The organism is Zeimonas arvi (assembly GCF_008039575.1).
Lineage (GTDB): Bacteria > Pseudomonadota > Gammaproteobacteria > Burkholderiales > Burkholderiaceae_E > Zeimonas > Zeimonas arvi.
Genome location: NZ_VDUY01000001.1, coordinates 543,309 through 560,713, shown reverse-complemented (window position 1 = coordinate 560,713; position 17,405 = coordinate 543,309). Strand labels below are relative to the sequence as shown.

Below are 17,405 nucleotides of genomic sequence, written 5' to 3'. Positions count from 1 at the left end.
GATTCCAGGCCGCGCCCGGCCTCAGGGTTTTCGCGGCGCTTCGGGCCAGAACCGCGTGTCGGGCCGCGCCGTCCCGCCGCCCAGGCCGATCGCGGTGCCGTCGGCGCGCCAGCAGGCGGCGCCGGTCATCGAGCCGTCTTCGCCGAACTCGATGCCGTTCATGCCGCCGGCCACGTGGGGCACCACCATGAGCGGGTGCCCCATTGCGCGCAGGGCTTCACGGCCGGCCTTCGGCAGGCCTTCCTCGGCCTCGAGCTCCTGGCCTTGCGTCCACAGCCGCGGCGCTTCGACCGCCTGCTGCATCGTCATACCGTGGTCGATCAGGTTCACCAGCGCCTGCATGACCGAGCCGAAGATGCGCAGGCCGCCGGGCAGTCCCAGCACGTAGCGCGGGTGGCCGTCGCGCAGCACGATGGTCGGCGCGGTGGAGGTCGTGACGCGCTTGCCGGGCGCGATCGACAGCGCCTTGCCGGGGTGCGGGTCGAACAGGTACATGTAGTTGTTGGGGATGATGCCGGTGCCCGGGATCATGATGCGCGCGCCGAACAGGCTGTTGATCGTCTGCGTGCTCGACACGATGTTGCCGTCGCGATCGGCCACGCTGACGTGGGTGGTGTTGGCGGATTCGCGGGGCAGGGGACCGGAACCGGCTGGCGCCGCGACGCCGGCTTGCCAGTCCCGGGCGCGGGCGCGGTCGAGCAGCGCGCGGCGCTCGGCCGCGTAGTCCTTCGACACCAGGCGAGCCACCGGCACGTCCACGAAGGCCGGGTCCGCGGTGGCGGCAGCGCGATCGGCGAAGGCGATCTTCAGCGCTTCGGCCAGCAGGTGCATGGCCTGCGGGGAGCCGAAGCCCATGCCGCGCAGGTCGAAGGCCTCGAGGATGTTCAGCATCTGCAGCACGTGCACCCCTCCGGCCGAGGGCGGCGGGGGGCCAATCACTTCGAGGCCCCGGTAGCTGCCGCGCACCGGCTCTCGGTCGACGAGCGAATAGCCTTCCAGGTCGTCGAGCGCGAGCAGGCCACCGCGGCGCGCGAGCGCCTCGGCGGCATGCCGGCCCAGGTCGCCGCCGTGCAGCGCGGCGGGTCCTTGCCGGGCGATCGTGGCGAGGGTGTCGGCATAGGCGGCCGACACCAGCCGGTCTCCGGCCGCCAGCGGCTTGCCGCCGGGCAGGAAGTGCCGGGCGATCTCGGCGTCGGCCGCCAGGTCGGCCGCGCATTCGGCGATGCAGCCGGAAAGGTAGCCGGTGATCCGGAAGCCTCGGCGCGCGTGCCGGATCGCCGGTTCCAGCAGGTCGGCGAGCGGCAGGCTGCCGTGGCGCCGCGCGGCCTCGCACCAGCCGAGCAGGTTGCCCGGCACCGCCACCGACTTCGCGCCGACCGCGTTCTCGCGGTCTTCGGTCTCCATGTAGTCGGGCATGCGGTCCGACACCGGCCGGTAGCTGTCGGCGCGCGCGGCGCCGGGCGCGCAGCTGAGGCCGTCGATGATGCGGTGACGGCCATCGGCAAGGCGCAGGTGCGCGATGCCGCCGCCGAAGATGCCCACCATCATCGGTTCGACGACGCTCAGCGTGAACAGCGCCGCCACGGCCGCGTCGATCGCATTGCCGCCGGCAGCCAGCATCTCGGCCCCGGCGGCCGAGGCCAGCGGGTGGTTGGTCACGACCATGCCCCGCGTGCCGATCGCGGGGCGCTTCTCGCAGGCGAATCCGAAGTCTGTGCTCATGTCGAATCGTGGTGCAGTCGGTCAGTCGGCAAAGCAGCCGTTGTAGGCCGGCGGGCAGGCCGTCGGACCGGGGGCGGCATCGTGCCGCGCGCCGCTCGCACAGCCGGCGAGCAGGCCGAGCGCGAGAACGAGGACCGGAAGCTTCATGGCGGGTCTCCTCCTTTGAGCGGCTGCCGCTTCAGCGTGCGGCCGGCACGCCGGGCAGCGCGGGCGGCCTGGCGAGCAGGAAGGCGAAGGAGCCGCCCAGCGCCAGCACCGCCAGCAGCGTGTAGCCGAGGCGATAGTCTCCGGTAAGGTCGGCGAATGCGCCAGCCACCAGCGGGCCGCCGACCTGGCCGACCGCGATGACCACCGACGACAGGCCCATGATCATGCCGATCGAGCGGCGACCGAAGTAGTCGGCCCGGATCGCCTGCATCAGCGGGCCGCGCAGCCCCCAGGCCGTGCCGTGCAGCAACGCGAAGGCGGCGAGCATCACGCTGCCGTTCGCGTAGGTGAGCATCAGCAGGCCAAAGCCGTGGCCCAGCATGCAGGCGGCGCAGATCCAGCGCTTGTCGTAGCGGTCGCCTGCCGCCATGCCGAGCAGTACGCCGCCGATCTGCGCGCCGGTCATCAGCGTGATCACCAGCGAGGCCTGCGCCACCGAGTAGCCCAGGCCTTCCTTGATGTGGGTGATCGCGTGCACGTTCACGCTGGTGACCGCGAACAGCGCGATGCCGTGGCCGGCCGACAGCAGCCAGAAGGCCCCGGTGCGCAGGGCCTGGCGCGCGGTCAGGCCCGGGGTCACGTCGGTGTGGGTCGGCGCGGGGGCATCGGTCGCCGCGGCCGTCTGGGCCGAGGCGCCGTCGATCCTCATGCCCAGCGCGTCGGGACGGCCCCGGAAGACCCGCGCAAGCGGCCAGCCGATGGCGATCGCGAGCACGCCCGAGCCGATCGCGGTGGCGCGCCAGCCGAACGCGGTGATGGATGCCGCCACCACCGGGACGAACAAGCCGCCCAGCGCAAGGCCCAATCCCGCGCTGGACAGCGCGCGGGCTCGCTGCCGCTCGAACCAGTGGATCAGTGCGATGTTGATCGTGAAGTAGCCGGCCAGGCTGCTGCCCAGCGCGACCAGCAGGACGGCGCCATAGAAGCCGGCCAGCGTGTCGACCGAGCCCATGGCGATCAGGCCCAGCCCGAAGATCACGATGCCAAGCTGGATGAGCCGGTGCTCGCCGACCCGGTCCACCAGCCAGCCCAGCGCCGGGCCGATCAGCGCGCTCTCGACCGACTGCAGCGCGGCGGCGCCCGACAGCGCGGTCTTGCTCCAGCCGCGCTCGGTCGTGAGGACCGCCACGTAGGCGCCGAATGCCTGCATCATCAGGCCGCCCTGCAGGAACTGCAGCGCGGAGCCCGCGATCACCATGCGCCAGCCGTAGAAGCCCTTCATGATGCGGACGATTATCGGGGCGCGACCGGGGCATCGGTCGGCTCCGCGTTCCGATCGGTCTTCCGGGCGTTCCGGTTCGGGCGATTCCGCGCGCCGCCGCGCTTTCGGTTAGTCTCCCGCTCCCGAATTCAACGCAATCCGCAGGGTCATGTTCAAGTCCGCCATCGTCTATCGCATCGCTCCCGGCTGGGAGCCGCCCTCGCTCGAAGCGCTCGAAGAGGCGCTCGACCGCGCGCGCTTCGCGCCCTGCAGCCCGACCGAGCCGCGCTCGGCCGGCTGGGTCGAGCCGCGGGGCAGGGCGCACGGCGCGCTGGCCGAGTCGGTGGGCGGCCAGCTGGTGCTGAGCCTGCGCACCGAGGTGCGCGCGGTGCCGGGTTCGGCAGTCAAGGACGCGCTCGAGGATCGGCTGCGGCGCATCGAGCAGGAGACGGGCAACCGGCCACGCGGCAAGCAGCGCAAGGAGCTGAAGGAGGAGGTGGTGATCGACCTGCTGCCGCGCGCCTTCAGCAAGTTCTCGACCACGCGGATCTGGATCGATCCGAAGGCCCGGCTCATGCTGGTGGGCGCCGGCAGCGCCGCCAGGGCCGACGAGGCGGTCGGCGCGCTGATGGAGGCCTTCCGCGACATGGCGGCCGAGCTGCCCGCCAGCCTGGTGAAGACCGGACTGTCGCCGTCGACCGCGATGTCGACCTGGCTGGCCGAGCGCGAGGCGCCGGCCGGGTTCTCGCTCGATCGCGAGTGCGAGCTCAGGCAGGCCGGCGCCGGCGAGTCGCAGGTGGCGCTCGAGGGCGCCGCGCCGGCCCCCGCCGGCGACAAGGCCACGGTGCGCTACGCCCGCCACCCCCTGGACATCGACGAGATCGTCGCGCACATCGAGCAGGGCAAGGTGGCCACGAAGCTCGCGATGACCTGGCAGGAGCGGGTGTCCTTCGTGCTCGACGCCAGCCTCGTGCTCAGGCGGCTCGAGATCCTCGACGTCGTGCTCGAGGCGGCCGCCGGCCAGCCCGGCGGCGGCGAGGAAGACGACGGCTTCGACGCCGACGTGGCGATCGCCACGGCCGAGCTCGGCCGGCTCGTTCCCGACCTGCTCGAGGCGCTGGGCGGCGAGATCGAGCCGGAGGGCGCGGCCGAGGCGGCGTCCGCGAGGACGGGCTGAATCCTCAGCGTTCGAGCAGGGCCCGGACCTGCTCGCGGATGAAGGCCCAGTCGGCGCCCCGGTGCACCGGGTTGCCGGCGCGGTGGCCCCAGTCGGACTCGATCGGGGCCAGCCGGCCGCGCGCGAGCCGGGGCAGCTCGTCGGCGTTGTCCTCGACCCGGAAGTAGAGGTCGGTGCGGCCGGGCATCAGCAGCACCTCGGCCCGGATCGCGCGCAGCGCCGCCTCGAAGTCGCCGGCGAAGGCCGGATCGTCGGCGATGCTGAAATGCTGCCAGGTGTGGATCTGGGCCAGCAGGTCCTCGGCGTGCCGGCGCAGGAAATTGCCCTCCCAGCCGCCCACCAGGTAATCCTCGAGCGACGAGAAGCCGACCTGTCGCCACAGCTCGTCGCGGTAGAAGGCCTGCGACATGGCCCAGCCGGCGTAGACCCGGCCCATGGCCCGCAGCCCGCGCTCGGGTTTGCGCTCGAAGCGCCCGTCGCGCCAGGCCGGGTCGGCGGTCAGCGCCGCCTTGACGCCTTCGAGGAACACGTAGTTGTGCCGGGCGCAGCGCGCCGCCCCGCAGACCACCACGACCCGCTCGACCTCGTCCGGGAAGCTGGCCCCCCACTGGTAGGCCTGCATGCCGCCCATCGACCAGCCGTAGACCATCTTCAGCCGCGCCACGCCGAACACCTCGCGCAGCAGCCGACGCTGCACGCGGACGTTGTCGAGGATGCTGAAATGCGGATAGCGGCTTCCGTCCCAGGGCGGAGCGGTATTGCTCGGCGAGGCCGACAGGCCGTTGCCGAACATGTCGGGGATCACGACGAACCAGCGCGTCGGATCGAGGATGCCGTCGGGCTCGATCAGCCACTCGGTGTCCAGGTGCTGCGCCGAATACGAAGTGGGATAGAGCACGACGTTGTCGCGCGCCGGCGAGAGCTTGCCGTAGGTGCGGTAGGAGAGCCGTGCGCCACGATAGGTGGCGCCCGAGCTCAGCCGGAGGTCTCCGGCTTCGAAGATGGCGGCAGGGTTCGTCATGAAGGATGAAGGCTCCGGATTCTGTCGTGTCCAGCCTATTGAGCCGGCCAGGACTGTCGTGGCGAGCCGCCCGACTGCCCGCCCTGGCGGATCTCGCGCTGGGGCTGCGGCTGCGGCGCGCGCTGCTGGTACTGCGGCGGCGCGGGCTGGCGCGGCGTCATCTGCTGCGGGACCGGTTGCCGTGGCGCGACCGGCAGCGATTGTCGCGGAAGCGTGCGCTCGGGCACGACGGCGGGCGGCTTGACCGGCACCTGCTGGCGCGGCAGCGGGCGGCTGTCTGGCATCGGGCGCGTGTCCGGAATCGGGCGGGTTTCCGGGAGCGGGCGTGCATCGGGCGCGCGTGGGGGCTGGACGCTGGGCGACACGCGCGAGGGCTTCTCGGGAAACAGCGGCGGGATGCCGTCGCGCAGCGCCGGGGTGCGGTACTCGACGTGGCGCCGATGGCTGGGGTCGTGCCGCCAGATCACCGGCCGTGGCGCGCTCGCGCTGGTCACGATCACGTTGGTCACCGGCTGCGTGCCGAGCACCACGGCGCGGTCGCGCCACACCGGAAGCGGGTCGCTCCAAAGCGAGTCCAGCACCAGCACCACCGGACCCCAGACGATGCCCACCGAGTAGACCTGAGGAAAGTAGGGCGGGCGGTAGACGACCGGGGGCACCCACAGGAAGGGGGGATAGGCCGGCCACCACCAGGTGCCGAACACGATCAGCGGGTTGTAGTAGGGCACCCAGTAGTAGCCGGGGTGCCAGGTCTCGATCAGGTAGACGCGGTCGCGAACGATCACGTTCTGGCGATCGTTCGGCCGCAGCGTACCGGCCGCCCAGGCGCGGTCGCGCAGCATCTGGATCGTGTCCATGACCTGCTCGCGCTGCGCGAGGAAAGCTTCGCCGAGGCGCTCGGTCCACTCGAGCTCCTCGTTCATCATGGCCAGCACCGACGGGAACTGCGTGAGCGCCGCGACGCTCGGGTCCCAGCGCATCGGCGCGATGGCGCGCGCCAGGGCATCGCCGGACAGGCCGGGGTTGCGCTGCATGAACCGCGCCGCCTGCACGACCTCGAGCGGGTAGGTGGCGGCCATCAGCACCTGCGCGAGCAGCGCGTCCGGATACAGCGCGATCGGCGCCAGCATCTGGTCGAGCTCCTGCTGGCTGTAGGGCGCATGGGCTCGCCAGATGGCGGGCTCCTGCGCCTGCACGGGCGCGACCGGGGCCAGCAGCAGGGCAGCGGAAACGATCGTGCCGGCCAGCGCGGCGATCGGCGTGGTGTGCTTCATCGACGGCTCCTCGTGCATCGCGGGTCGACGGCTTTCCTTCATCATGACACCGAAGCCCCGCACCGGGGCGCAGGCCGGCTTGAACCTGCTCAACGAGCGCTGGATTCGCCGGCCCGGTATCATTGCGTTCCGCATCCGCCGGCGTTCGCCTCGCCGGCCGGCCACAAGAACGAACCCGCAGGGCGATCCCGATGACCACTCCCCGCAAGGCCCGCTACCAGGGCGTTTTCCCCGTCGTGCCGACCACGTTCCGCGAGAACGGCGAGCTGGACCTCGCCAGCCAGAAACGCTGCGTGGACTTCATGATCGACGCAGGCTCCAACGGCCTGTGCATCCTGGCGAACTTCTCCGAGCAGTTCGTGCTGTCCGACGACGAGCGCGAGCTGCTCACGCGCGAGATCCTCGCCCACGTGGCAGGGCGCGTGCCGGTCATCGTGACCACCACCCACTTCAGCACCCGGGTCTGCGCCGAGCGCAGCCGCCGGGCCCAGGACATGGGCGCGGCCATGGTGATGGTGATGCCGCCGTACCACGGGGCCTCGATCCGGGTGGCCGAGCCGGTGATCGAGCAGTTCTTCGCCCGGCTTTCGGACGCGATCGACATCCCGATCATGATCCAGGACGCGCCGGTATCGGGCACCACGCTCACGCCCGCCTTCCTGGCGAAGATGGCCCGCGAGATCGAGCAGGTGTCCTATTTCAAGATCGAGACGGCCGGCGCCGCCTCCAAGCTGCGCGAACTGATCCGGCTGGGCGGCGACGCGATCGAAGGGCCCTGGGACGGCGAGGAGGCGATCACCCTGCTGGCCGACATGGACGCCGGCGCCAACGGTGCGATGACCGGCGGCGGCTATCCCGACGGCATCCGCACCATCGTCGATCCCTACCTGGCAGGCGATCGCGAGACGGCCATGGTCGCCTACAACCGCTGGTTGCCGCTGATCAACTACGAGAACCGCCAGGGCTGGCTGCTGGCCGCCAAGGCGCTGATGAAGGAAGGGGGCGTGATCGACTGCGAGGCGCCGCGCCACCCGATTCCGCCCATGCATCCCGCCACGCGAGCGGGCCTGATCGACGTCGCCCGGCGGCTCGATCCGCTCGTGCTGCGCTGGGGCAAGTGAACAAGGAGAACGCCATGACGAAACAGCACGAGAACCTGATCGGCGGCGAATGGGTCGCCGGCAATGCCTACACGAAGAACATCAGCCCGTCGAACCTGTCCGACGTGATCGGCGAGTACGCGCAGGCCGACGCCGCGCAGCTCGATGCGGCCGTGCAGGCGGCGCGGGCGGCCTTCCCGGCCTGGTCGACCGGCGGCATCCAGGCGCGGCACGACGCGCTCGACAAGATCGGCACCGAGATCCTCGCGCGCCGGGAAGAACTCGGCAGGCTGCTGGCTCGCGAAGAGGGCAAGACGCTGGCCGATGGCATCGGCGAGGCGGTGCGCGCGGGGAACATCTTCAAGTTCTTCGCCGGCGAGTGCCTGCGGCTGGCCGGCGAGACGCTGCCCTCGGTGCGTCCGGGCATCGGTGTCGAAGTCACCCGCGAGCCGGTCGGCGTGGTCGGCATCATCACGCCCTGGAACTTCCCGATCGCGATCCCCGCGTGGAAAGTCGCGCCGGCGCTGGCCTACGGCAACTGCGTGGTCCTGAAGCCCGCCGACCTGGTGCCGGGCTGCTCCTGGGCCATCGCCGAGATCATCTCGCGCTCGGGCATCCCGGCCGGCGTGTTCAACCTGGTCATGGGCCGCGGCAGCGTGGTGGGCGAGCGCCTGATCAACCACCCCGGCATCGACGCGATCAGCTTCACCGGCTCGCAGAGCGTGGGCGCGCGCGTGGCGCAGGCCTGCGCGCAAAACCTCAAGAAGGTGCAGCTCGAGATGGGCGGCAAGAACCCGCAGGTGGTGCTCGACGACGCCGACCTGAAGCAGGCGGTCGAGATCTGCGTGCAGAGCGCCTTCTTCCAGACGGGGCAGCGCTGCACCGCGTCGAGCCGGCTGATCGTGACCGACGGCATCTACACGAAGTTCATCGAGGCGATGAAGGAGCGGATGGCCGCGTTGAAGGTCGACGACGCGCTGAAGGCCGGCACCGACATCGGTCCGGTCTCCAGCCAGTCGCAGCTCGAGCAGGACATGAGCTACATCGAGATCGGCCAGTCCGAGGGCGCCACGCTGGTGATCGGCGGTGACCGCCTGAAGCGCGAGACCGAGGGCTTCTACATGGCGCCGGCGCTGTTCACCGACACCACCGCCGCGATGCGGATCAACCGCGAGGAGATCTTCGGCCCGGTGGCGAGCGTCATCCGGGTGAAGGACTACGAAGCCGCCCTGGCGGCGGCGAACGACACCACCTTCGGCCTGTCGGCCGGCATCGCCACCACCTCGCTGAAGCACGCCGCGCACTTCAAGCGCCACTGCCAGTCGGGCATGGTGATGGTCAACCTGCCGACCGCCGGCGTGGACTATCACGTGCCCTTCGGTGGCCGCAAGGGCTCGAGCTACGGCCCGCGCGAGCAGGGTCGCTACGCGCAGGAGTTCTTCACCACGGTGAAGACCGCCTACACGCTCGCCTGACGGGAGGCCCGGTCATGACGATGTCCCGCGCGGTGCGCATCCGCGAGTTCGGCGGTCCCGAGGCGCTCAGGATCGAGCAAGTCGAGCTCCCCGATCCCGGCGTCGGCGAGGTCACGGTGCGCCAGACCGCCATCGGCTTCAACTTCATCGACGTGTACCAGCGGCGCGGCGCCTATCCGCTGCCGCTGCCCACCGGTCTCGGTCACGAGGCCGCGGGCGTCGTCGAGGCCGTGGGACCGGGCGTGGCGGAGTTGCGCGCCGGCGATCGCGTGGTCTACATGAACGCCGGCATCGGCGCCTATGCCGATCGTCGCAACCTGCCCGCGGAACGGCTGGCCACCTTGCCGGCGTCGGTCTCCGACGAAGACGCAGCCGCGATCTTCTTCAAGGCGATGACCGCGCAGTACCTGCTGCGCAAGACCCATCGCGTGGCGCCCGGCGACCTGCTGCTGGTGCATGCGGCGGCCGGCGGCGTGGGCCAGATCCTGTGCCGCTGGGCCAAGGCGCTCGGCGCCGAGGTCGTCGGCACTGCCGGATCGGCAGCCAAGTGCGAGATCGCACGCGCCGCCGGCGCCGACCACGCGATCGACTACTCGAAGCCGGGCTGGCCCGAGGCCATGCTGAAGGCCACCGGCGGGCGCAAGGCGCGCGTCGTCTACGACTCGGTCGGCAAGGACACCTTCCTGCACTCGCTCGACTGCGCCGCGCCCTTCGGCCTGGTGGTGCTCTATGGCGCTGCCTCGGGCCCGGCGCCCGCGATCGAGCCGGAGTTGCTGAACAAGAAGGGCTGCCTCTTCCTGACGCGTCCCTCGGTCTTCCCGCACAATGCCGACCCGGCGACCTTCCGCGCCAATGCGGTCGAGGTCTTCCAGGCGATTGCCGCCGGCCACGTGCAGGCGGCCATTGGCGCGCGATTCTCGCTCGACGAGGTCGCGCAGGCGCACCGGGTCGCCGAGTCGCGCACGACCACCGGCGCGATCGTGCTGCGGCCATAAGGGGCGGGCGGGGCCGGCCGGATGAACGGGCTGGGCGTCGCCTTCCTGCTGTCGCTCGGCACCGTGGTGTCGAACTCCTTCGCGCGCTTCGCCTACGCGCTGATGCTGCCGGCCATGCGCAACGACCTCGGGTGGAACTGGTCGCAGGCGGGCTGGCTGAACACCGCCAATGCCTTCGGCTACCTGGCCGGCGCGCTGCTCGCCCGGGCGCTGGTCGACCGCGTGGGCAACCGCGCGCTGTTCGTCGCGGGGATGCCGGCCACCGCACTGGCGCTGCTCGCCACGGGCCTCGTCGACGACCTGTTCGCGCTGTCGGCGCTGCGCGCGCTTGCCGGCGTGGCCGGCGCCATGGTGTTCGTCTGCGGTGGCGCGCTCGCCGGCAACGTGTTCCCCGATGACCCGCGCCGCGCCACGCTGGCGATCACCGTGTTCTTCGGCGGATCGGGTGTCGGGCTGGTCCTGTGCGGCGCGGGCATCCCGCTGCTGCTCGAACTCGCGGGCGATGCCGGCTGGCGGCAGGCCTGGCTGGCGATGGGCGCGGCGTCGCTGGCGATGACCGTGGCCGCCATCGCAGCGGCCCGAGCGATCGTCGAGCCCGCGGCCATCGGGGCGCGGCGATCGGCGCACGGCGCGGCGCCTGCCGCCGCCGTCATCTCCGCTTCCGGCCCAGCCCCGGTTTGCGCCTCCGTCCGCGCGCCGGCCTGGCGGCCGCGCGATCTCGCGCCGGCGCTGCTCGCCTACACCGGCTTCGGGCTCGGCTACATCGGCTACATGACCTTCGTGATCGCGTGGATGCGCGAGCGCGGCGCCTCGACCTCCGACGTGATCCTGGTCTGGAGCCTGCTGGGCATCGCGACGCTCGTGGCCCCCTGGCTGTGGAAGCGCCCCTTCGCCGATTGGCGTGGCGGCCCGGTGATCGCGTTGGTGATGACCGTGCTCGCCGCCGGCGCCGGCCTGCCGCTGCTCGCCTCCGGCCTGCCCGCCATGCTCGCCTCGGCCGCCCTCTTCGGCGCCGGCATGTTCTCCACCCCGTCCGCCGTGAGCACCCTGATCCGCAAGCAGCTCCCGAAACCCGCCTGGGGCGGCGCGATGGCCGTCTTCACCATCGTGTTCGCCGTCGGTCAGATCGTGGGCCCCACCGTCACCGGCTGGCTGGCTGACCTGTACGGCTCGCTGCGCCCCGGCCTGGCCCTGTCGGTCGTCGTTCTGCTCGTGGGCGCCCTGGTGGCGCTCTGGCAGCGGGACATGACGCGCGGCTCGCGCGGCTGATCAGGTCCTTCCGCAAGTCGCGTCGTCGACGCGCGGGCTGAGCGGCAACGTGCACCCCACCGGCATCGGCGCGAGGGGCGGGCGAGGTGCGCTTCGGCGCCCCTTGGCGCTGGCGCGGGAGCGCAGTGAAGACCCGGCGCGCGAAGCGCGAGCGGAACGCTGTTCGAGGCCCGCCACCGGCGGGCCGAGTTGCGTTCCGCGGCCGGGGCTGAGCGTCCGCGCGACCAAGCGTTTCCGCGAAGCGGACAGCGCCTCGGGGCGCCGAAGCGCACCTCGCCCGCCCCTCGCGCCCGCGCGGGACTTACTCCGCCGCCACCCCCGCGAACGTCGAGCTCCCGAACTCCCGAAACGCACTGAACCGGATCTTCGGCCAGCGCTCCTTCGCCACCTCGAGCTCCACCAGCATCTTGGCCAGATAGGCCGGCGCGTCGACCGTGTCGCGGGCGATTCGCGCCTCGTTGTACGAGATGAAGCGCTCGAGCTCGGCCTCGTCGTCGCAGCTGACCCAGCGCGCCGCGATGTAGGTCGACGGGCCGATCCGCGCGGCCACGCCGTACTCGGCCGCGAGCCGGTGCGCGACCACCTCGAACTGCAGCACGCCCACTGCGCCGAGCAGCATCTGGCCGTCGTCGAAACGGAAGACCTGGATCGCGCCCTCGTCGCCCAGTTGATCCAGCGCGGCGCGCAGCTGCTTGGCCTTCATCGGGTCGACCACCTCGATCGAGCGGAAGGCCTCGGGCGCGAACCAGGGAAGGCCGGTGAACTGCAGGTTCTCGCCCTGGGTCAGCGTGTCGCCCAGCCGCAGCGTGCCGTGGTTCGGGATGCCGATGATGTCGCCGGGCCAGGCCTCGTCGACGATGTCGCGCCGCTGCGAGAGGAAGGTGACGACGTTATGCGGACGCAGCGTGCGCTTGGTGCGCGCGTTGACGATCGGCATGCCGCGCTCGAAGTGGCCCGAGCACACGCGAACGAAGGCCACCCGGTCGCGGTGCTGCGGGTCCATGTTGGCCTGCACCTTGAACACCACGCCGGTGAACGCGTCCTCGGTGGGCTCGACCTCGCGCTGTTCGGCGTGCTTCGCGCCCGGCGGCGGGCAGAAGTCCACGATCGCGTCGAGCACCTCGCGCACGCCGAAGTTGTTGATCGCCGAGCCGAAGTAGACCGGCGTCTGCGTGGCCGACACGAAGGCCTGCGGATCGAAGGGCTCGGATGCGCCCTGGACCAGCTCGATCTCGGCCTCGGCCTGCGGCCACTCCGGGCCCAGCGCGGCCATGCCGGCAGCATCGTCGGGCGAGACGAAGCTTTCCTCGCCGATCCGGTCCTCGCCGGCGCGGAAGATCCGCACGCGGTTCTCGCGCAGGTCGAACACGCCGCGGAAACGCGAGCCCATGCCGATCGGCCAGGTCAGCGGCACCGGCGTCATGCCGAGCTCGCGCTCGAGCTCGTCGAGCAGGTCGAGCGGCTCGCGGACCTCGCGGTCGAACTTGTTGACGAAGGTGACGATCGGGATGTTGCGGGCGCGGCAGATCTTCAGCAGCCGCATCGTCTGCGGCTCGATGCCGTTGGCGCCGTCGATCACCATCAGCGCGGCGTCGACCGCGGTCAGCACCCGGTAGGTGTCTTCCGAAAAGTCCTGGTGGCCCGGTGTGTCGAGCAGGTTGATCACGCAGTCGCGGTAGACGAACTGCATGACCGAGCTGGCCACCGAGATGCCGCGCTGCTTCTCGATCTCCATCCAGTCCGACGTGGCGAAGCGGCTCGCCTTGCGCGCGCGCACCGTGCCGGCGATCTGGATCGCGCCGGAGAACAGCAGCAGCTTCTCGGTGAGCGTGGTCTTGCCGGCGTCGGGGTGCGAGATGATCGCGAAGCTCCGGCGTCGGGCGACTTCGGTCTGGATGGACATCGGGGTACGTCTGGGCTGCGCCGGCCGAGGGCGGAATGCGACGCGGCAGCGCGGGAGGGTGGAAAACCCTTCAGTCTACCAGTGAAGTGGCCGCCGGCCTCGCGTTCTCAGCGGGGCCGGACCAGGTCGCCCCAGGCTTGCAGCGGGCCCAGCGGATTGCGGGTGACCTGCCGCTCGTTCATCGCGGGCTGCCCGCCGTAGACCGCGAAGACGGCCTGATCGTCGACGAACAGGATCGTGGCGGTGAAGGTCCAGCCGGTGCTCGTGACTTCGCGGCGGAAGTTGAACGAGTCGAGCCAGAAGTTGCCGGTGCGCTCGCGCTTGATCCGGCGCACCGCGATCGCGTAGCCGGTGCAGGTCTTGCCCGAGGTGAGGCAGCGCAGCACGCCCGGATCGAGCTGCTCGGGCTGCGCGGCCGCCCCTGCCGAGAAGCGCTGGACGATGTCAGGATAGGCGAGCAGCGTGACCGACGGGTTGTGGAGCGGGTCGATGCCCTGTGCCGCCAGCTCGGCGCGGGTGGTCTTGAAGGGTTCGATCCGCTCGATGGCGTCGCGCGCGTCGTCGAAGGTCTTCCAGGTGACCAGCGTGTCGTCGCGGGCGTCCGGGAGCAGCGACTGACATGACGCCAATGTCAGGACGGCCGCCGCAGCGGCCGCGGCGTGGCCGAGGGCCCGGGCCGGCGTTGCGCCCGAGGGCGCGGGCGCCGCAAGGCGCGTCGAAAGTCGTGGCTGCACGGCGATTTGTGTTGCATCGCGGTCCGAAAGCCGGACAATATCGTTTTTTCACCCCCTGTGCCGCGCCTCGCGGCATGTCAAGCAAGCATTTGACTACTACATTCGATTCCTTCGGCTTGGCCGAACCCATCCTGCGGGCCGTCACCGAGCTCGGTTACCGCGAACCCACCCCGATCCAGGCCCAGGCGATTCCGATCGTGTTGCAGGGCCGCGACGTCATGGGCGCCGCCCAGACGGGCACTGGCAAGACCGCCGGTTTCGCGCTGCCCATCCTGCAGCTGCTGATGAAGCACGCGAACACCAGCGCGTCGCCGGCGCGCCACCCGGTGCGCGCGCTGATCCTCGCGCCCACCCGCGAGCTGGCCGACCAGATCTTCGAGAACGTCCGCGACTACGCGAAGTACTCGGGGCTGCGGGCGGCGGTCGTGTTCGGCGGCGTGGACATCAAGCCGCAGATCGCCGAGCTGAAGAAGGGCGCCGAGGTGCTGATCGCCACGCCGGGCCGGCTGCTCGACCACGTGGGTCAGCGCACGGTGTCGCTGGCGCAGGCCGAGCTGCTGGTGCTCGACGAGGCCGACCGGATGCTCGACATGGGCTTCATGCCCGACATCCAGCGAATCATCAACCTGCTGCCGAAGAAGCGCCAGAACCTGATGTTCTCGGCCACCTTCTCGGGCGAGATCCGCAAGCTGGCCGAGAGCTTCCTGAAGGATCCGGTCTCGATCGAGGTCGCGCGGCGCAATGCCACCGCCGAGAATGTCGAGCAGGCCGTGTACCGGGTGGCCGACGCCGATTCCAAGCGCGCGGCGGTGGCCAAGCTGATCAAGGACCGGACGCTGTCGCAGGTGATCGTCTTCACGAACACCAAGATCGGCGCCGGCCGGCTGGCGCGGCTGCTCGAGCGCGACGGCCTGAACGCCGCGGCGATCCACGGCGACAAGTCGCAGCAGGAACGGCTCGCCACGCTCGAGGCCTTCAAGAAGGGCGAGACCAGCGTGCTGGTGGCCACCGACGTTGCCGCGCGCGGGCTGGACATCGCCGAGTTGCCGGCGGTCATCAACTACGACCTGCCGCACAACGCCGAGGACTACGTTCACCGGATCGGCCGCACCGGCCGCGCCGGGGCGAGCGGCGTCGCCCTGTCGCTGATGTGTGGCAGCAACGACGAGCGCCTGCTGGCCGACATCGAGAAGCTCATCAAGCGCGAGCTGAAGCCGGTGCCGCTCGACGTCGGGCCGGTCGTCCGCGAACGAGGCGAGCGTCCCGAGCGTGGTGAGCGCGTCGAACGCGGCGAACGCGTCGAACGCGGCGAGCGTTCATCGCGCGGCGACCGGACCGGGCATGAACGGCCCGTCCGAGGCGAGGAGTCCGGGCGCGCGCGCCGCCCGCGCGAGGCGCCGTCGGGCTCTCGGCCAGGCGCGCCCGCCCTGCGTGACGATCCGCTCTTCTCCCAGCCCTACGAAGCGCCCGAGCCGCCGGCCGCCACCGAGGCGGAGACCGAGCTGGTCGCCGCGGCGGCCGAGGCCGGTCGCCACGACCGCGGCGTGCGCGGCGCGATCACCGGGGCGCGTCGTTCGCGCAAGGTGGTGGCTGCGTTGCTGGGCGGTCTGGGCAAACCCTAGCCAGCGAACCAGTGCGAGGCGCGCCAGGCGCGCGCCGCACGTTCCCAGAAGACGTCCAGCGATTCGCGCCTGTCCGGCAGCATTCGCGCCTCGGCGAGCGGGGGCTCGATCGTCGACAGACCCAGGTGCCGCATCGCCGCGTGCAGCGCCTCCAGCGGCCGGCTCGCATCGACCGGCTCGGCGCCGTTCTGCTTCGACAGTTTCTCCCCGTCGGCGCCCGCCACCACCGGCAGGTGCAGGTAGCGCGGGGTGGGCAGCCCGAGCAGGCGCTGCAGCAGGATCTGGCGCGAAGTCGAGCCGATCAGGTCCTCGCCGCGCACGATGTCGGTCACGCCCTGCGCCGCGTCGTCCACCACCACGGCCAGCTGGTAGGCCCACAGTCCGTCGGCGCGCCTGAGCACGAAGTCGCCCACCTCGTCGGCCATCCGGTCCTCGAAGGCACGCCCGCTGCGGTCGGTCCAGGCGACCACCGCTTCGCCGACCCGCAGGCGCCAGGCGCGCGCGCTGCGTCCCGCGGGCATGCCGTTGCGGCAGGTGCCGGGGTAGACCCGTTCGCGGTTGCGTTCGCGCGCAAGTCCGGCGCGGCCGAGCGAATCGGCGATCTCACGCCGCGTGCAGGCGCAGGGATAGACCAGCCCGGCCGCGTGCAGCCGCTCGAAGGCCTCCTGGTAACGCGCGCCGCGCCGACTCTGGTACTCGATCGGCCCGTCGGGCGCGAAGCCGAGCCGCCCGAGCGTGTCCACGATGGTGGCCGCGGCGCCCGGCACTTCGCGCGGCGGGTCGAGGTCCTCGATTCGCAGCAGCCATTGCCCGCCGCGGGCGAGGGCGTCGAGCCGGCTGGCCAGCGCGGTGGCCAGCGAGCCGGCGTGCAGCGGTCCGGTGGGCGAGGGCGCGAAACGGCCGACGTAGCCGGGTCCACTGGAGCGGCTCGAAGTCTGCTCCGCAGTGATGTCGCCGGGCGGGGCGGGTGCGCGCGAGGCATGCATGCGCGGCATTCTATGTCCCTCGCGACGACCATTCCCACCGGGCCGTTGAAGGGGCGATAGACTCCGGGCTCCCGATCATTCAAGAAGAGGATCGCCCGATGGCCGAAGTTCGACGCGTCGCAGCCCCGGTCCATGGCGAACCCGCCTGAGGCCCCGATGCGCAAGGTCGTCGTCGCCTTTCACTCCGGTTACGGGCACACGCGCAAGGTCGCCGAGGCCGTCGTGGACGGCGCGGCCTCGGTGACCGGGATCGAGGCCGGCCTGCTGGACCTGTCGGCGCTCGACGATGCCGGCTGGCGCAGGCTGGCCGAGGCCGACGCGATCGTCTTCGGCGCGCCCACCTACATGGGCGGGCCCTCGGCGCAGTTCAAGGCCTTCGCCGACGCGAGCGCCAAGGTCTGGTTCACCCAGGGCTGGAAGGACAAGATCGCCGGCGGCTTCACCTGTTCGCTCACGATGAGCGGCGACAAGTACGCCACGCTGATGGCCATGGTCACGCTGGCGATGCAGCACGGCATGATCTGGGTCGGGCTGGGCATGCTGCCGGCCGAGCGTGCCGGCGACCCCGATCGGCTCAACCGCCTGGGCAGCTACCTGGGCGTGATGGCGCAGGCCGACAACCTGCCGCCCGACCAGAGCCCGCCGCCCGGCGACCTGGAGACTGCTTTCGTGTACGGGCAGCGGATCGCCGGGTTCGCCAGGCTGAGGTGAGCCACGCC

The 17,405-nt window shown here is 71.3% G+C and carries 15 protein-coding genes; 7 read left to right on the top strand and 8 right to left on the bottom strand.

What is annotated here, in order from left to right:
• Positions 1–21: 21 nt before the first annotated feature.
• From ggt to FHP08_RS02585, 3 genes are read right to left on the bottom strand one after another with little or no spacing between them, the layout of a single operon-like run.
• Entirely contained in the window at positions 22–1,722 is a 1,701-nt protein-coding gene (ggt, locus tag FHP08_RS02590; protein WP_222707799.1) for a gamma-glutamyltransferase, read from the bottom strand.
• Between the two features lie 21 nt (positions 1,723–1,743).
• Complete coding sequence (locus FHP08_RS18720) at positions 1,744–1,869, bottom strand: hypothetical protein (RefSeq protein WP_267285473.1); 126 nt, start codon at positions 1,867–1,869, stop codon at positions 1,744–1,746.
• A gap of 31 nt (positions 1,870–1,900) precedes the next feature.
• On the bottom strand, positions 1,901–3,151 hold the full coding sequence (locus tag FHP08_RS02585; RefSeq protein ID WP_147702728.1) for an MFS transporter: 1,251 nt from the start codon (positions 3,149–3,151) through the stop codon (positions 1,901–1,903).
• Between the two features lie 148 nt (positions 3,152–3,299).
• Between FHP08_RS02585 and FHP08_RS02580 the strand changes: the two genes are divergently transcribed.
• Positions 3,300–4,307, top strand: a complete 1,008-nt coding sequence (locus tag FHP08_RS02580; RefSeq protein ID WP_147702727.1) for a recombination-associated protein RdgC — start codon at positions 3,300–3,302, stop codon at positions 4,305–4,307.
• A gap of 4 nt (positions 4,308–4,311) precedes the next feature.
• Here FHP08_RS02580 and FHP08_RS02575 read toward each other — a convergent pair whose 3' ends face one another.
• Together FHP08_RS02575 and FHP08_RS02570 are read right to left on the bottom strand one after the other, a co-directional pair.
• Positions 4,312–5,328, bottom strand: coding sequence for an alpha/beta fold hydrolase (locus tag FHP08_RS02575; RefSeq protein WP_147702726.1), 1,017 nt, complete (start codon positions 5,326–5,328; stop codon positions 4,312–4,314).
• Between the two features lie 35 nt (positions 5,329–5,363).
• The gene (locus tag FHP08_RS02570) at positions 5,364–6,695 is read right to left on the bottom strand and encodes a DUF3300 domain-containing protein (protein ID WP_187272137.1); all 1,332 of its coding nucleotides are present in this window, start codon (positions 6,693–6,695) and stop codon (positions 5,364–5,366) included.
• 98 nt (positions 6,696–6,793) lie between these two features.
• On the opposite strand from FHP08_RS02570, the gene FHP08_RS02565 reads away from it, so the two are divergent.
• From FHP08_RS02565 to FHP08_RS02550, 4 genes are read left to right on the top strand one after another with little or no spacing between them, the layout of a single operon-like run.
• Positions 6,794–7,723, top strand: a complete 930-nt coding sequence (locus tag FHP08_RS02565) for a dihydrodipicolinate synthase family protein (RefSeq protein ID WP_147702724.1) — start codon at positions 6,794–6,796, stop codon at positions 7,721–7,723.
• 14 nt (positions 7,724–7,737) lie between these two features.
• Positions 7,738–9,177 (top strand): aldehyde dehydrogenase family protein, encoded by a 1,440-nt coding sequence (locus tag FHP08_RS02560; protein ID WP_147702723.1) that lies wholly within the window; start codon positions 7,738–7,740, stop codon positions 9,175–9,177.
• 20 nt (positions 9,178–9,197) lie between these two features.
• Entirely contained in the window at positions 9,198–10,172 is a 975-nt protein-coding gene (locus tag FHP08_RS02555) for a quinone oxidoreductase family protein (RefSeq protein WP_222707812.1), read from the top strand.
• A 21-nt stretch (positions 10,173–10,193) separates the two neighbouring features.
• Entirely contained in the window at positions 10,194–11,441 is a 1,248-nt protein-coding gene (locus tag FHP08_RS02550) for a YbfB/YjiJ family MFS transporter (protein ID WP_147702721.1), read from the top strand.
• A gap of 301 nt (positions 11,442–11,742) precedes the next feature.
• On the opposite strand, the gene FHP08_RS02545 is transcribed toward FHP08_RS02550, so the two are convergent.
• Both FHP08_RS02545 and FHP08_RS02540 read right to left on the bottom strand, forming a co-directional pair.
• On the bottom strand, positions 11,743–13,344 hold the full coding sequence (locus FHP08_RS02545) for a peptide chain release factor 3 (protein WP_147702720.1): 1,602 nt from the start codon (positions 13,342–13,344) through the stop codon (positions 11,743–11,745).
• 107 nt (positions 13,345–13,451) lie between these two features.
• Positions 13,452–13,973: a hypothetical protein gene (locus tag FHP08_RS02540; protein ID WP_147702719.1), complete on the bottom strand. Its 522-nt coding sequence runs from the start codon at positions 13,971–13,973 to the stop codon at positions 13,452–13,454.
• Between the two features lie 179 nt (positions 13,974–14,152).
• On the opposite strand from FHP08_RS02540, the gene FHP08_RS02535 reads away from it, so the two are divergent.
• Positions 14,153–15,700: a DEAD/DEAH box helicase gene (locus FHP08_RS02535; protein WP_147702718.1), complete on the top strand. Its 1,548-nt coding sequence runs from the start codon at positions 14,153–14,155 to the stop codon at positions 15,698–15,700.
• Here FHP08_RS02535 and gluQRS read toward each other — a convergent pair.
• Complete coding sequence (gene gluQRS, locus FHP08_RS02530; protein ID WP_147702717.1) at positions 15,697–16,686, bottom strand: tRNA glutamyl-Q(34) synthetase GluQRS; 990 nt, start codon at positions 16,684–16,686, stop codon at positions 15,697–15,699. The genes FHP08_RS02535 and gluQRS overlap by 4 nt on opposite strands.
• Before the next feature lie 156 nt (positions 16,687–16,842).
• Here gluQRS and FHP08_RS02525 point away from each other — a divergent pair, with 156 nt between their 5' ends.
• Positions 16,843–17,397, top strand: a complete 555-nt coding sequence (locus tag FHP08_RS02525; RefSeq protein ID WP_147702716.1) for a flavodoxin family protein — start codon at positions 16,843–16,845, stop codon at positions 17,395–17,397.
• Positions 17,398–17,405: the final 8 nt, after the last annotated feature.